Annotated in this window: 14 protein-coding genes; 4 read left to right on the forward strand and 10 right to left on the reverse strand. The window is 57.2% G+C overall.

Features of this window, described 5'->3' with window-relative positions:
- Positions 1-2 precede the first annotated feature (2 nt).
- Positions 3-1,010 carry a TAXI family TRAP transporter solute-binding subunit gene (locus tag ACR0JA_RS02000; protein WP_480569249.1) on the reverse strand — a complete coding sequence of 336 codons (1,008 nt, stop codon included), beginning with the start codon at positions 1,008-1,010 and terminating at the stop codon, positions 3-5.
- Positions 1,011-1,138: 128 nt separating this feature from the next.
- Between ACR0JA_RS02000 and ACR0JA_RS02005 the strand changes: the two genes are divergently transcribed.
- The 4 genes from ACR0JA_RS02005 to ACR0JA_RS02020 all read left to right on the forward strand — a co-directional run bounded on the left by ACR0JA_RS02005 (position 1,139) and on the right by ACR0JA_RS02020 (position 5,191).
- Positions 1,139-2,101: a LysR family transcriptional regulator gene (locus ACR0JA_RS02005; RefSeq protein WP_480569252.1), complete on the forward strand. Its 963-nt coding sequence runs from the start codon at positions 1,139-1,141 to the stop codon at positions 2,099-2,101.
- Between the two features lie 151 nt (positions 2,102-2,252).
- Complete coding sequence (locus ACR0JA_RS02010) at positions 2,253-3,656, forward strand: MATE family efflux transporter (RefSeq protein ID WP_480569255.1); 1,404 nt, start codon at positions 2,253-2,255, stop codon at positions 3,654-3,656.
- A 111-nt stretch (positions 3,657-3,767) separates the two neighbouring features.
- Positions 3,768-4,136 carry a group I truncated hemoglobin gene (locus ACR0JA_RS02015; RefSeq protein WP_480569258.1) on the forward strand — a complete coding sequence of 123 codons (369 nt, stop codon included), beginning with the start codon at positions 3,768-3,770 and terminating at the stop codon, positions 4,134-4,136.
- Positions 4,133-5,191 (forward strand): adenylate/guanylate cyclase domain-containing protein, encoded by a 1,059-nt coding sequence (locus ACR0JA_RS02020; protein WP_480569261.1) that lies wholly within the window; start codon positions 4,133-4,135, stop codon positions 5,189-5,191. Before ACR0JA_RS02015 ends, ACR0JA_RS02020 begins: the two co-directional genes overlap by 4 nt.
- Positions 5,192-5,197: 6 nt before the next feature.
- Here ACR0JA_RS02020 and ACR0JA_RS02025 read toward each other — a convergent pair whose 3' ends face one another.
- From ACR0JA_RS02025 to guaA, 9 genes are all read right to left on the reverse strand, one after another.
- Entirely contained in the window at positions 5,198-5,812 is a 615-nt protein-coding gene (locus ACR0JA_RS02025) for a TetR/AcrR family transcriptional regulator (RefSeq protein ID WP_480569264.1), read from the reverse strand.
- 91 nt (positions 5,813-5,903) lie between these two features.
- The gene (gene ppk2 / locus ACR0JA_RS02030; protein WP_480569266.1) at positions 5,904-6,773 is read right to left on the reverse strand and encodes a polyphosphate kinase 2; all 870 of its coding nucleotides are present in this window, start codon (positions 6,771-6,773) and stop codon (positions 5,904-5,906) included.
- A 49-nt stretch (positions 6,774-6,822) separates the two neighbouring features.
- A complete protein-coding gene (locus ACR0JA_RS02035; RefSeq protein WP_480569269.1) occupies positions 6,823-7,773 on the reverse strand; it encodes an alpha/beta fold hydrolase in 951 nt (316 codons plus the stop codon).
- Positions 7,774-7,779: 6 nt separating this feature from the next.
- Positions 7,780-8,718 (reverse strand): homoserine O-acetyltransferase MetA, encoded by a 939-nt coding sequence (gene metA, locus ACR0JA_RS02040; protein WP_480569272.1) that lies wholly within the window; start codon positions 8,716-8,718, stop codon positions 7,780-7,782.
- A 38-nt stretch (positions 8,719-8,756) separates the two neighbouring features.
- Positions 8,757-9,629 carry an ATPase gene (locus ACR0JA_RS02045; RefSeq protein ID WP_480569275.1) on the reverse strand — a complete coding sequence of 291 codons (873 nt, stop codon included), beginning with the start codon at positions 9,627-9,629 and terminating at the stop codon, positions 8,757-8,759.
- 49 nt (positions 9,630-9,678) lie between these two features.
- Positions 9,679-10,575, reverse strand: coding sequence for a DMT family transporter (locus ACR0JA_RS02050; RefSeq protein ID WP_480569277.1), 897 nt, complete (start codon positions 10,573-10,575; stop codon positions 9,679-9,681).
- 98 nt (positions 10,576-10,673) lie between these two features.
- A complete protein-coding gene (locus ACR0JA_RS02055; RefSeq protein WP_480569280.1) occupies positions 10,674-11,891 on the reverse strand; it encodes an OmpP1/FadL family transporter in 1,218 nt (405 codons plus the stop codon).
- Between the two features lie 117 nt (positions 11,892-12,008).
- Positions 12,009-12,911: a DMT family transporter gene (locus ACR0JA_RS02060; RefSeq protein WP_480569283.1), complete on the reverse strand. Its 903-nt coding sequence runs from the start codon at positions 12,909-12,911 to the stop codon at positions 12,009-12,011.
- Positions 12,912-13,007: 96 nt separating this feature from the next.
- Positions 13,008-14,567 (reverse strand): glutamine-hydrolyzing GMP synthase, encoded by a 1,560-nt coding sequence (guaA, locus tag ACR0JA_RS02065; protein WP_480569286.1) that lies wholly within the window; start codon positions 14,565-14,567, stop codon positions 13,008-13,010.
- Between the last annotated feature and the right edge of the window lie 58 nt (positions 14,568-14,625).

Here is a 14,625-nt window from a genome sequence, read left to right on the forward strand (position 1 = left end):
GGTTACTGAAGAAGGCCAGCTTCTTTATAGAACTTTTCGGCACCCGGATGCAGCGGGACACCCAAAGCCTCAACGCCGTCCAAGGCCGTTTCAGCCGTAATCTGCTTGCCTTTGGCGTGGCCATTGTCCAGCAGCTTGCGTGTATTGTCGTTCCACAGTGCCTTGGTCAGACCATATACCAGATCATCGGACAGTTCTGACGAGACAACCAGCATCGCACTGACCGCGGGGGTCTTGGTTTCACCGTCGATGCCTTCATAGACGCCGCCCGGAATGGTCGAGGGGATATAGGCCGGGATGATCTCGTTGATCTTCGCCATATCTTCGTCGGTGAAAGAATGTAGGTTCATGCCCTTGGTAGACGACAGCTGAACCATCGCGGCAACCGGCCAGCCAGCTGCGTAGAAATAGGCGTCAAGCTGACCGTCGGCCAGACGTTCGGCGCTCTGGCTGTTGTTCAGTTCGGCCTCGTCCATGTTGTCGCGGTTGACGCCCCAGGCGTCCAGCATCTGCAACACGGCAACCTGTGTGCCCGAACCGGCCTGCGCGATACCGACACGCTTGCCTTCCAGATCGCTTAGATCGTTGATGGTCTGACCAGCGGGCAGAACCAGATGCAGATCTTCGGGGAACAGGTTCGCGACGATGCGCAGGTTGGGGTGAGGCTTGCCGTCGAATTTGCCCTCACCAAGGTACATCGAGCGGGTCACGTCGGCTGCGGCGAGACCGGCCTCAAGCTCTCCATTTTGTACTGCGGCGTTGTTGAATACCGATGCGGTGGTGGATTGCGCAATCGCAATCAGACCCGGAACACCGCATTGGCCACCTTCTTCACAGGGGCGCGAACCCGGAGGGGCCGAGATACCGTTTGCAATGGTGCCGCCAATGGGGAAATAGGTTCCACCAGCACCACCGGTGCCGATGCGGAAAAAGGTCGGATCCTGCGCCAGCGCCGGGGCGGCCAGCGCGCCAGCCAAAGCCAGACCAGTCAGGCATTTCACTAGTTTCATCGTCGTCTCCGTTGTTGGTTCGTGGGATTCGGTTTGACCGAACCTCGATCCCAAAAGCGTAAAGACAAATTTCATAAAAACAAATTTGTTATATTTCACAAAACTAAAGTTCGGCTTATAGGTTGGGGATGAACCTAACGCAGCTCACAGTCTTTCGCGAGGTGATGGAAACCGGCTCGATCTCGCAGACGGCCCGAAAGCTGAACCGTACCCAGCCAGCAATCAGTCTGGCATTGAAAAACCTTGAAAGAACCCTTGGCCTGACTTTGTTCGAGAGAAAAGGCAGGCGTCTGGTTCCGGTGCCCGAGGCACATTACCTGTTGGCTGAAACGACAGGTATTCTGGACCGCCTTGCAACGATTTCCAACACCATGGAGGGGTTGATCAAAGGGCACTCGGGCAGCCTGAACATTGCAACAATGCCGGGGCCCTCGGCCTTTCTGTTCCCACGCTTCATCAGCCGGTCGGTCGGAGAGAGCCCGGATATCCGCATAACCTTGTCGACGCGCAGTTCACCACAGATCATGGAACTGGCGGGGACGCAGAATATCGATTTTGGGTTTGCTGATTTTGACTTTTCGGTTGGCAAGGAATCTCAATACTCTGTCGAGGTGATTCAGGCCGACTGTTTCTGTGCGATTGACCGGGAAAGCCCGTTTGCCTCGCGTGAAAGCATCTCGATCTCTGATCTCGACGGGGTTCCGATGGGCGGTCTGCACGAGACGCACCCGTTCCAGCACAAGATCCGAAGTAAATTTCAGGACGTAGCCGCCAGCTACAATTCGACAGTAACCTGTCAGTACTTTCTGCCTCTCATCCCTTTCGTAAGTTCCGGCCAGTGTTGCACGATCGTGGACCCTTTGACGGTTGCGACCGAGCGTGAACTGAAGTTGTCGGCGGGCAAGGTGGTGTTCCTGCCTTTCGAAGACCCTCTCAGGTATGAATATGCGATACTCGAGCCGGAACATCGGCCACCGTCCCAATTGGCCCTAAAGATCAAGGCAGGCTGGAGGGCTGAGATCCTGAAGATGCTTAAGGACGTTGAGGCTCATCCAAGTGTCAAAATGGCTGCAGAAGAGAGTGACGCCTGAAAATATGAGGACCAGGCTTTGGCCGGTTCGAGTTGATTCAGATGCGTGACCGTTTTCCTGCCCTCAAAAACCGCATGTGATCCACCCTTGCCGCATCGGCGTCTAAACGTGCAGGGTGGTTCGACGTTGGGGCACGGGGAATCATCATCGAATGGCGGATCAGTCCAACAGCACCGCAGTATTTCTGACGGGTAGTCTGATGCGGCATGTGGTGCGCATGTCACTGACCACCAGCATTGGCTTGATGGCCATCTTCGCCGTCGATTTCGTCGATATGGTTTTCATATCGATGTTGGGCAATGATGCCCTGGCCGCAGCCGTCGGGTATGCGGGAACGTTGCTGTTCTTTACCAACGCCGTGAATATCGGCCTGTCCATTGCAGCGGGTGCCCTCGTCGCGCGTGCGCTTGGCGCAGGACGGTCGGACGAGGCGCGGAAATATGCTTCGAGCGTGGGCGTTCTTGGGATCAGCATCGGCATTCTGGTGTCGTTGCTTGTTCTTTTTAACGTCGAGTTCCTTTTGTCTCTGTTGGGCGCGCAGCAAGAGGTTCTGCGGCTGGCGGTCCGGTATGTTTCGATCATTTTGCCAACCATGTGGGTCATGTCAGCGGCGATGACGGCGATGGCGGTGCTGCGGGCGCATGGCGACGCGCGCCGATCGATGATGGCCACGATCTACGGCGGTGTGGTCAATGCGGTGCTGGATCCGATCCTGATCTTTGCTGTCGGGCTTGGGTTGGATGGGGCCGCCATTGCCTCGGTCCTGGCGCGGGTTACGATGCTGGCGGCGGCGTTAATACCGGCGTTGCGCGTGCATCGTGGGTTCGCGCGCCCGTCCGTAAGGCAGGTCGCGCAGGATTTCCGGGCGGTGAAAACAATCGCGATCCCTGCGATTCTGACGAATGTAGCCACGCCAATCGGCAATGCCATCGTCGTGCGCGAGATTGCCGAATACGGCACCGACGCGGTAGCAGGCATGGCGGTGATCGGGCGCCTGCTTCCGGTTGCTTTTTCGGTCATTTTTGCGCTGTCCGGCGCAATCGGACCGATCATTGGTCAGAATTTTGGCGCCGGACGATACGACAGGGTCCGATCTGCGTTCTTGGCCGGGATCAAGTTCACAGGCACCTATGTGCTGATTATGGCCGCGGTCTTGTTTCTGCTGCGAGTACCGATCGCGGACCTGTTTGACGCGCAAGGCGAGACGCGGACCCTGATCTATCTTTTCTGTGGCCCGCTGGCGCTGGCCTCATTCTTCAACGGCGTGATTTTCGTCACCAATGCCAGTTTCAATAATCTGGGCCACCCGGTCTATTCGACCTGGATCAATTGGGGGCGGCATACCGTCGGAACCTGGGTGTTCGTCGTGATTGGTTCTCATCTTGCCGGGGCCCAGGGGGTCCTGCTGGGGCAGGCATTCGGGGGTGTCATCTTTGCGATAGTCGCCTGGTTGCTGGTGAACCGTGTGGTGGCGCACCTGTCGCGCCCAAGTCCGGCCGAACCATTCACCGAACAAGGTCGCATTCATTCGCTTTTCGGACGTCGTGGCTGGTGAAAACCAGCGCCGCGACGACGCGCAAACACAGGTTGGCTCAAAACCGTTAACAAAACTGTCATTTTGATATAACCTTGCAGTGTTATTGCAAATTACGAGCCGGTTAGAGTTGTGAGTCAGACGATCTATGAGAAATACGGCGGGTTCAAAACCATCAGCCGTATTGTGATGACCTTCTACGAAATGGCACTGGATTCCGATGAGATCGGTTTTCATTTCGAAGACATTGATCTGCCCCGATTGATCGACCACCAGACCAAGTTCGTGTCCTCTCTGGTGGGTGGTCCGGCGTCGTTCAGCGATGACCGGATCGAGGCGGTGCATCGACACCTCAATATTTCGCACGCGCATTTTGACGAGATGGCGGCATTGTTCAGCGAAGCTCTGGAAATGCACGGGATGTCCGAAGGAGATATCGACATTGCCCTTGCAGCCATCGAGTCGAAACGGTCCATCATCGTCGCGCGGGACGCCGCATGAGCATTCTGGCCATCAACGAACACCTTCTGCGCGCAATCGGAGTAGGGGTCGCGGTGCTACGCGCGTCCGATCTGACATTTGTGTTTCACAATGGACCATTTGCCGATTGGTTCGGTACCCCGACCGAAGGGCAAACCCTGCTGGACCTGCTGCCGGATCTGGATGCCAAGGAACTGGATGACGTCAAGCAGTCCGGTCTGCGCTATTCCGTTGAATTGCAGATCAAACCCAAGCGCCGGACACTGATTTTTGCCACATCGGTCTCATTGGCCAATGGGCTCGAGGAACAGGTGCTGGTGGTGGAATGCCAGAATATCACCCGCATCCGCGAACTTGAAAGCATGATCGACAGCTACTCGACCATGGTTGAACGGAACACGCGTGAGCTGGAGCGCGAAAAAGAGCGGGTTGAGCGATTGCTGCTGAACCTAATGCCGCGCGCTGTGTACGAAGAGTTCAAAACCTTCGGGGTTGTCACGCCCCAACTGTTCGATCAGGTCTCGGTCGTGATGCTGGATTTTGTTGGTTTCACCGATTTTGCCGCCAAGACCGATCCGACGGTCACGTTGAGCGAATTGAACGACATCTTCACAGCCTTCGACCGGATCGTTGAGCAGTTCGGGTGCGAGCGGATCAAGACCATCGGGGACGCCTATCTGGCTGTTTCGGGCATGCCGGACGCAACGCCGGATCACGCCACCGCCGTGGCCCATTGCGCTGTCAGATTCCTGCGATACCTGGAACGACGAAACGAAAGCCATCCGCATAAGTGGCAGGCTCGGATTGGGCTGGGCATGGGGGCCGCAGTTGGGTCGGTCGTCGGTATTCAGAAATACGTCTATGACGTCTTCGGACCCGCGGTCAACATTGCTTCACGTTTGCAAGTCTTTGCGAATCCGATGAAAATTGTGGCACCGGAAGAGATGAAATACGCCCTGATCGATGAGTTTCAGATCACTGATCTGGGCGCAGTTGATATCAAGGGGATGGGGCAGATGGAGTTGATCAACGTCACCTCACGCCTGACCACGCCGAAGCCCAGCCGGGTGTTCTAGGCCAGATCACTCGTCCGGTGCGACCAGTCCTAATCCGCGCAGGTAGATTCCGATTCCGGATTCCAGCAGATCTTCGGGCGGAAATGGGGATGTGGCCCCGGTGTTGCGGGCGTAAAGCTCGACCACCCCGTGACTCATCGCCCAGATATGGGCGCTGAACATCGAAGCTGGGGGCCGCTTTTCCGGGGGAATGTGGCGCGACAGGTCGGCGGCAGCTTTCTCCAGCACTTCCTTCGCCCGGTTGGCCGCCATTGCCAGTTCAGGAGTGCGGTTCAACGAAATGCCGCTTTCGAACATCGCGATGTAATGTCCGGGATGCTTGCGGGCAAATGCCAGATAGGCCCGCCCGGTTGCCTCGAACGCGGCGAGCGCAGAGGGTTGCCCCTTGTTATGTGCGAATTGCATCAGGTCGGCGAACATCTCGAACCCTTGCCGCGCGGCTTCGGCGATCAGGTCTTCGCGCCCGTGGTAGTGTCGGTATACCGCCGCAGGGGTGACCCCGGCGGTCTTTGCGGCCTCGGACAATGTGAACCCGGTCGGGCCTTTCTCTTCGATCAGGGAAAGCGCGGCTTCGATCAGAGCCTGCTTCAGATTTCCGTGGTGATACCCGCGCTTTGACATTCCGGCGTTAGCTACCTTTTGCTAGAGGCCAACAGATAGACCAAAGATGGGGGCGCGTCCAATTTGAGAAAAGTGGTGAGGCATCAATACCCTATGACTCCCAGATATCCGGGCCACCGCAAATTGCAGGATCCGGGGCGCCCAGGGCCTTTTCGTCCTTCTCGTCATAGTCGAGCCGGGTCAGAACGGTCCGAATGGCGGCAAGCCGCGCGCGTTTCTTGTCGTCCGAGCGTACGATCGTCCAGGGGCAATGTTCCGTGTGGGTGCGGGTCAGCGTCTCGGATATGGATTGCGAATACTCATCCCACTTTTCCAGACCGGCAATGTCGATCGGGCTGAGTTTCCACTGTTTCAAGGGATCGCTCTCGCGCGCTAGAAAGCGGTTCAACTGCTCGGCGCGACCGACATTCAGCCAGAATTTGAACAGTTCGATACCATCATTCACCAGCCCGGTCTCAAGTGGCAGCACCTGACGGAAGAACCGTTCGCGTTCATCGGGCGTGCAAAACCCAAAAACGTTTTCTACGACCCCGCGATTGTACCAGCTGCGGTCGAAAAACACGATTTCTCCGGCAGATGGCAAATGTTGAACGTAGCGCTGAAAGTACCATTGGCTGCGTTCCGCATCTGATGGTTTGCTGAGCGCGACGTTGCGCGCCCCGCGTGGATTCAGGTTCTCGCGAAATCGTTTGATCGTTCCGCCCTTACCAGCAGCGTCGCGGCCTTCGAATACGATCGCCACCCGTCGACCGGTTTTTTTGATCCACGATTGCATTTTGACCAGTTCGATCTGCAACGCTTCCATTTGCGCGGCATAATCCTTGGATTTCATCTTTTCCGGGTAGGGGTAGGTCGGGTTGACGATATCGCCTTTCTTTGCGTCCTCGATCGCTGTGCGAACAGATTTGGGGGCGTCGTTGCGAAAGTAGCTTTCGATCGCGCCAGTTTGAGAACGGGTCATGGGCGGCCTCGCAATAAAATCCGTAACTTACTATGGATTACAGACAGGTTTAACGCAAACCTGCGCGTTGTGCCGCGCGGTCAATTGCTGCGGCAACCCCGGGCGCTGCGACGACCTGCGGCATATGGCCGATGCCGTCCAATTCGATCAGTTCAGCGCCCGGGATCTGTTCGGTCAGCGGTTGCGAATGCCAGTCCACGCCCACGGTTGTGTCCGCAGTGCCGTGGACGATTTCCGTAGGGACCGAGATTTCCCCATATCGCGGCTGAAGCTCGGTGACCTCGGCCAACAGGTTTGCGCGTTGTTTGGCATTAGCATGCATGGACGCGCGCCTTTGGGTCAGGCCGGGACCGAAATGCTCTGCATACCCTTCTGGCGTTTTCTGAGGTGCAAACACCGCATCAAGTGTCTTATCAACAAACCAATCCGGCACAAAGGCCGAGATCAGAGGCAGGGCGAGGGCGTTGCCAGCACCCGTGGCGGCGATGGTGTTGAACGCATCCAATGGTGTCTCCCATGGGATCGCAGCAGGCGCTATCAGAACGAGGCCTGACAGATCCTCAGGACGGGTCACAGCCCAAGCAAGCGCAACCGAACCGCCATAGCTTTGACCCGCGACAATAGGCTTGTCCGCGCCAAGTTTCGCCGCCGCCGCTTGCAGGATTTCTGCTTGTTCAACAATCGTTTCTCCGTCCGGGTTAAAGCTCTCAGAATAGCCCAGACCGGGACGATCAAAGACGATGACGCGGTAGGTTTTGGCCAGTATCGGTGCCAGCGCAAAAGTCATGTCGCGAGTATTGCCGCTAGAGCCGTGGATCAGCACAACATCCGGTCCTTCGCCCATCACAACCGCATGAACCGCGATACCATCGATATCCAAAAGCTGGCCGTCGGGCGGGAATGCGGCTTCGGTCCGGGTTTCTGTCCTGGCAGCGCGCCATGATGCAGCGATCCAGATTATCGCGAGAACAATCAGAAGGATGAGGCCGAAACGCACCATCGCGACTCAGGCTCTCAGATCGGTCATGTCTACGCCGATGCGGTCTATGTCGAACGGCGTCGTTTCATAGATCTCGCTGATCCAGTTGCCATAGAGCAGATGCCCATGGCTACGCCAGCGGTTCTGCGGCATCTGCGAGGGATCGTCATCCGGGTAGTAGTTCATCGGCACATTGATCGGCGTGCCATTGGCAATGTCGCGATCATATTCCTGTTTTAACGTATCGCTGTCATATTCAAAGTGGTTGAAGATATAGAGCGCCCGGTGCGCCTGATCTTCGATCAGACAGGGGCCAACCTCATCACTGCCCAGCAGCGTATTCAGGCCGTCGGTTGCGTCAATCTCGGCCTGTTTCATTTCGGTCCAGCGGCTGACAGGAATTACGCAATCATCAGAGAAACCGCGCAAAAACGGTGACGCAGGAGCAAGGTTGCGGTGTCGGAAACAGCCAAAGGCTTTGGCATCCAACATATGCTTTTTGACGTCGTGAAAGTGGTTGATCATCGCCATTCCACCCCAGCACACGCCAAAGGTCGAATGCACGTTGGTCTGGGTCCATTCGAACACTTCACGGATCTCTTCCCAATAGGTCACATCCGCGAAATCCAGATGTTCGATAGGGGCACCGGTGATGATGAGACCGTCGAACTTTTCGTCCTTCACCTCCTGAAACGGGCGATAAAACTCGGCCATATGCGCGGCGGCGGTGTTCTTGGTCTGATGCTCGGTCATGCGGATCAGCGACAGCTCGATTTGCAACGGCGTTGCACCGATCAGGCGAGCGAACTGGTTCTCGGTCTGTATCTTTTTGGGCATCAGGTTCAACAGACCGATCCGCAAGGGGCGGATGTCCTGACGGGCCGCGTGATCCTCGGCCATGACCATAACACCCTCGCGGCTCAGGACGTTAAAGGCAGGCAGGTCAGAGGGGATCTTGATAGGCATAGGGTCACGCTGATGAAGGTGTTGCGGAATTCTGGAACTTAGGCCCGGCTGGCGCGGTTCTCAAGGGCACGTTCGATCACGTCATCGAAATCGACGGAATCGCGGACATTGCTGATGTCATCCGCCGAAACGGTCAGGCCCCAATTCGCAGCCATCGCTTCATATCTGGGTTTGCGATGGGCAAGGGCACGGGCATAGGTCCAGCGAATAAAGTCGTCCGGGTTTACCTCGGCGCTGGCGAAGCCATGCTGTTGTAGATAGTCGGCCCAGACCCGCTCAAGAAACTCGGCCTGATAGGACATCGGTTTGGGGGCTTTGTCGAACCGGCGGATCAACTCGGCAGTATGCGCCTCGTCGCCTTCGATCCAGATCATCAGTGTATGGCGGGACAATTCGGTCAAAATCTGGTCGTTGGGATCGTTCGGGTCCACCCATTCGCAGATCGACCCGCCAGTGTCGCAGATAAAGTTCGGGTATTGGTACAGGCGCTCGGCGCGGTCGATGAAGTATTTGGTGTCCAGTAACGCATGTATTTCGGCAAGCCGGAACTGTTCCTGCCGCCGTCGATACTCGGCGATCTCCAGCCCGCCCTGATCGGGATTGCCGGGCTTGCCCAGATAGGTCGAGACCGGCGTGAGGTTGTTGAACGAGATGTTCGAGCCGATATAGATCGAATCCGACAAAAGAAGATCGCGCAGAAACGGCACTTTCATCGCCTCGGTCTTGGCGTTGTCAGTGATGTATTCACCCATATAGCGGGTGCCGATGCGGTAATCGATGGAATAGTGAAACCAGTCTCCGGCATCGCGCAGGATGTTGGAAACATAGGTCTTGCCCAGACCGGACATGCCGAAAAACAGCACCTTCTTGCGCGCCGCGTCGCGCCAGTCCTTTGCCGAGGAATAGATCATGTCTCGCCGTCCCTTGTTTTGCCCTAGCTAAAACGGGCCGAACCCGGCGTCAATCGCGTCTGGTGGCGCGGTTGAGGATGATCAGCCCGATGGCAAGGACGGCGAACCCGGCAAAGGCGCTTGGCGGCAGGGATTCGTCGCGCACAACACTGCCCAAAAGGATGGCAACCGGAGGTATAATCAGCGTGACCAGCATGAGGTTGCCGCTGCCCGCCAGGGCAAGCACGCGGTAATACAGCAGATAGGCCCCCGCGGTTGCGATGATCGCATAGTAGGCAATCGCCGCCCAGGTTTGCCAAGGCAGCACCAGATCGGGGACGCCATCCACCGACAGCGTCAACGGTAGCATAACGATGGTCGAGGCCGTCAGCATACCGGCGGCTGCAATTTGCGGTGGCAGGTCCCCAAGGTAGAGACGGGCCCAAACGGCGGCAAAGGCGTAGCACAGGGTGCCCGAGAGGATCGCCAGCTGACCCAGGCTGCCCGGATTCAGGGCGGTGAAGTTTCTCAGGCCAATGGCGATCGCCACCCCTAGAAACCCAAGACATATGCCCAAAAGACGCATCGGGTTGAGGCGTTCGTCCTGAAAAAACAGCGCGGCGATCAGAACTCCGAACACGGCAGTTGCAGCATTCAAGATCGAGGTCAGACCCGTTTCCACATAGAGCTGCCCCCAGGCCATCAGCGAAAACGGCAGGACATTGTTCAAAAGCCCCATGACAAGAAATGCCCCCCAGACGCGCGGGTCGCGGGGGATCGGCAGCCGTTTGGCAAATATATAGACCCACAGAACCAGCGTGGCCCAGAACACGCGATGCAGTACCGAGGTCATGAACGGGATCGTGTCCAGCGCGATACGGATGGACAGGAAAGAGGCGCCCCAGATTACGCCCAACAGGGTCAGCTCGGCCCAGGCGCGAGGTGTTAGTGTTTTTTGCGTCGTCATGAGGTTTTCATGTCATGCCGCATTGCGCAGAGCGACCCGTTTCATGCGAAAAACCCCGCCGGTTGGCGGGGTTCTCAAAATCGCATTCGTGCGGGCGATCAGTCCAGAGCGTAGGTGATCTGAAGTCCGACGCTCCATGCGCTGTTGCCTTCGAACGTGGCGCGGTTGTCCGGTCCGGTTCCGTTTGCGGTGGCATCACCGATATCGGTATAGCGGATACCGCCCGAGATTTTCGCCTTCTCAAGCGAATAGGTGCCGCCCAGGCCAATGCTCCAGAAACCGTCGGTCGGGCCGAGGTTCGAAACCGAATTGCCTTGCGACGATTCATACCCAAAGGTCACGGCGCCCGAGAACTCTTCGGTGAATTGATAGCCAAGGCCAAGCGAGTAGGTCCAGGTGGCCTCTTCATAGTCCACAAGGTTGATGCCGGTCAGGCCGGTGTAGACCGGCGGCGCGTAAACGGTTTGCGGCCAATCGACCCAGCGAACCGATCCGAACAGCAGCGTTCTTGGCGCGACACCGGTCTGGAAATCCAGGTTGACCGACTGCGGGGTCACGACCTCGGTCGAGGAATCGGCGCTTGCGCGGGTCACTGTCGGGAACGGGGTGAATGCCAGCGAGTCATTGGCTTCGGACTGCGACAGATCATGAGTGATCTTCGAGTTGTAAGTTAGCGCCACGCGGGCAGCGATGTCGGGTCTTTCCCAAGCAACCCCAACGACATAGCCAAAGTCGATTTCCGCATCGGTTTCGACCCGGTACCCGCCCTGCGGGAACGGCGTAGATCCGGCACCTGCAATCGGAACCGAAACGCTGGCTTTCAGACGTTGAGCGCGGACACCGCCTATGACGCTGAAGCCGCCATCGAACTTGTAGCGCAACAACGCGGTGATTGCGTCCGTATCGGCCTTGGCGCGCAGAACGTCGGTGGTTGCGCCGGGCAGACCCTGCAGCGCCAGAACGTTCTGAGACAGCGGGTAATTCGCGGCATAGGCGATGTCTGCTCCGAACGGCTGGTCATAGACAAGCGCGAAGTCCAGTTCTTCGGTCAACGCAGTCTTGTACGCCAGGTGGGGCGTCCAGAAATCGTTGGTTACATCGCCGGAATCGATCGTCTCACCAAAAGTGGGGCTGACCGGTATCTGATCCTGCATGGATCCGCTTACGTCGGGATCGGTGTATCCCAGACGGAACTGCACCACCGAACCTTCTTCAAAAAGGATGTTGACGCCCTGACCACTACGATCAAGACCACCCGCTTGCACCGTGGTTGCCCCGACACACACAGCGCACGCTTGTAACAGCGTTTTTTTCATTTCCTCTCCCTTTCACTGTCCGATCGCCTGTTTGTTACGCTTTGTGCGTACATCCGGCTTCGTTACCGGGTTGTTACTTTCTTAAACCTTAATTAATCGTCAACCTGTGACCGAACGTTACCTCGGCGACGTGTCTTGGCTGAGTGTTGCCGATTGGCTACGTTTTTCCGACAGCACGTTTAGAAAGATCCCCGAGAAAATCACGAACGCGCCCAGCAGGGTCCAGTGATCCAGCGGCTCGTGATAAAGCAGCATGCCAATGATTGCGATCGTTGGAAGGCGCGCAAAGTCGAACGGGACAACAACCGTTGCCGGAGCAATTACCAGCGCATTGGTAATGCAGAAATGCGCCAGCAGACCAGCCAGCCCGACCAGCAGAAGATAGGGTGCGGTCGCTGACGTCGGAAAGGTAATCTGACCATCCAGACCCGAGGCGAAGAGACCAAGCCCGGCCTGCATGACGGTCAGCCAGAACAGGATGCAACCGGTGCTGGCAAACCGGGTGAGAGATTTCGTGGTAATTGTTGTTAATGCGAAGAAAATGGCCGACGCGGCGGCCGCGAACATACCGGCCCCCAATGGTACCGCACCGGGGCGCGTGACGATCAGAACCCCTGCAAAACCAATCAGCGCCGAGAGTACGCGCACCGAGGTCAGACGCTCTTTCAACAGCAGCGGTGAAAGCAGGATGACCCAGATCGGCTGGGTGAATTCCAAGGCAAAGACCTGCGCCAGAGGCAAGACGGCGACAGCATAAAACCAGAGGTTTTGTCCGGCGAAATGCATGACATTTCTGATGCCATGCAAACCCAACCGTTGGGTCGAAACCTGGTGCCAGGTTCCCGACAGCGTCAGAACAAGCGCAACCACGCAAATGCCCACCAGGCTTCGGAAAAACATGATTTCGAACGTATCATGCGTCACGCTCAGCTCGCGCCCGGCAACGGCCATGGCCGAAAACGACGCAATCGCCCCGGTCATCCACAGCGCCGCTTTACCGATCTGCGCTTTGTCGCTCATGTTTTCCCCAGCAAGGATCGCCGATTAATATTCTGCTTTCGAACAGATTTCTTAAACAAATCAAGAAAAAAAGACCGGGCAAAAGCCCGGCCTGTATCATTCCCACTCAATCGTGCCCGGAGGCTTGGAGGTGATGTCATAGGTACATCTGTTGATGCCTTTGACCTCGTTGATGATGCGGGTTGCGGTCTCACCCAGGAATTCATGGCTGAAGGGGTAATAATCGGCGGTCATGCCGTCTACTGACGTTACGGCACGAAGTGCGCAGGCATAGTCATAGGTTCGGCCATCACCCATCACGCCCACGGTTCGCACGGGCAGAATCGCGACAAATGCCTGCCAGATGTCGTCGTAAAGACCGTGTTTGCGAATCTGATCGATATAGACCGCGTCCGCTTCGCGCAGAATGTCCAGCTTTTCGCGCGTGATCTCGCCGGGGCAGCGGATTGCAAGGCCGGGGCCGGGGAATGGGTGGCGGCCGATAAAGCTGGCGGGAAGCCCAAGTTCGCGACCCAGCGCGCGGACTTCGTCCTTGAAAAGTTCCCGTAGCGGCTCGACCAGCTTCAGGCCCATTTTTTCGGGCAGTCCGCCGACATTGTGGTGCGACTTGATCGTCACCGATGGCCCGCCTGAAAACGAGACGGATTCGATCACATCCGGATAAAGCGTGCCTTGGGCCAGAAACTCGGCCCCATCTATTGTGTCCGCATGTTTCTGGAACACGTCGATGAACAGTTTGCCGATGATCTTGCGTTTGGTCTCTGGATCGCTTTGGCCTTCCAACTCGCCCAGGAACAGCTCGCTTTCATCCGCGTGGATCAATTGGATATTGTAATTGTCTCGGAACATGCCGACCACTTCGTCGGCCTCGTTCTTGCGCAATAGGCCGTGATCGACAAAAACACAGGTCAACTGATCGCCAATCGCCTCGTGAATCAAGATCGCCGCGACCGAGCTGTCGACACCGCCGGAGAGCCCGCAAATGACTTTCTTGTCGCCAACCTGGTCGCGGATGGACTGGATCATCTGCTCGCGATAGGCACCCATGGTCCAGTCGCCGGTGAACCCGGCCAGCCTTACAAAGTTCTCGTAGAGTTTTGCGCCGCGCGGGGTGTGATGCACCTCGGGGTGGAACTGAACAGCGTAGAAATGGCGATTTGCGTCGGCAGTGATCGCATAAGGCGCGTTTGGCGATGTGCCGAAAACCTCGAACCCGGGCGCAATTTCGCTAACGTGGTCGCCGTGGCTCATCCAGACCTGTTCGTCACCATCGGTGAACCAGCCATCCAGAATGTCTAGCCGCCCTTTGGGGGTTACGAAGGCGCGACCGAACTCGGCCGTGCCGTGCCCGCTTTCGACCTTGCCACCCAACTGGTGCATCATCACCTGCTGACCGTAGCAGATGCCAAGGATCGGAACCCCGTAGTCAAATATTTCCTGCGGTGCGCGCGGTGAACCGTCTCGGGTCACGCTGTCCGGGCCGCCCGAGAAGATCACGGCGCGTGGTGCCAGCTTGCGCACGAAGTCCATCGTGACGTTCTGATAGGGGTGAATTTCGCAATAGACATTCAGTTCGCGCAAGCGACGTGCGATCAGCTGCGTCACCTGGCTGCCAAAGTCGATGATCAGAAGGCGGTCATGGGTGTCTTGGGTCATGCGGTCGCTTTATGCCGCCTATGGCGACAGCGCAAGGGTTTTGCAGACGCTGCAAAAC

It is taken from the genome of Ruegeria sp. AM4 (assembly GCF_056540665.1).

Bases quoted from the DNA above. Each gene is read 5' to 3' on its own strand.
- ACR0JA_RS02035 (WP_480569269.1), bottom strand. From the start codon at position 7,773: ATGGTGCGTTTCGGCCTCATCCTTCTGATTGTTCTCGCGATAATCTGG.
- ACR0JA_RS02025 (WP_480569264.1), bottom strand. From the start codon at position 5,812: ATGTCAAAGCGCGGGTATCACCACGGAAATCTGAAGCAGGCTCTGATC.
- ACR0JA_RS02010 (WP_480569255.1), top strand. From the start codon at position 2,253: ATGGCGGATCAGTCCAACAGCACCGCAGTATTTCTGACGGGTAGTCTG.
- ppk2 (WP_480569266.1), bottom strand. From the start codon at position 6,773: ATGACCCGTTCTCAAACTGGCGCGATCGAAAGCTACTTTCGCAACGAC.
- ACR0JA_RS02045 (WP_480569275.1), bottom strand. From the start codon at position 9,629: ATGATCTATTCCTCGGCAAAGGACTGGCGCGACGCGGCGCGCAAGAAG.
- metA (WP_480569272.1), bottom strand. From the start codon at position 8,718: ATGCCTATCAAGATCCCCTCTGACCTGCCTGCCTTTAACGTCCTGAGC.
- guaA (WP_480569286.1), bottom strand. From the start codon at position 14,567: ATGACCCAAGACACCCATGACCGCCTTCTGATCATCGACTTTGGCAGC.
- ACR0JA_RS02000 (WP_480569249.1), bottom strand. From the start codon at position 1,010: ATGAAACTAGTGAAATGCCTGACTGGTCTGGCTTTGGCTGGCGCGCTG.
- ACR0JA_RS02055 (WP_480569280.1), bottom strand. From the start codon at position 11,891: ATGAAAAAAACGCTGTTACAAGCGTGCGCTGTGTGTGTCGGGGCAACC.
- ACR0JA_RS02060 (WP_480569283.1), bottom strand. From the start codon at position 12,911: ATGAGCGACAAAGCGCAGATCGGTAAAGCGGCGCTGTGGATGACCGGG.
- ACR0JA_RS02005 (WP_480569252.1), top strand. From the start codon at position 1,139: ATGAACCTAACGCAGCTCACAGTCTTTCGCGAGGTGATGGAAACCGGC.
- ACR0JA_RS02050 (WP_480569277.1), bottom strand. From the start codon at position 10,575: ATGACGACGCAAAAAACACTAACACCTCGCGCCTGGGCCGAGCTGACC.
- ACR0JA_RS02020 (WP_480569261.1), top strand. From the start codon at position 4,133: ATGAGCATTCTGGCCATCAACGAACACCTTCTGCGCGCAATCGGAGTA.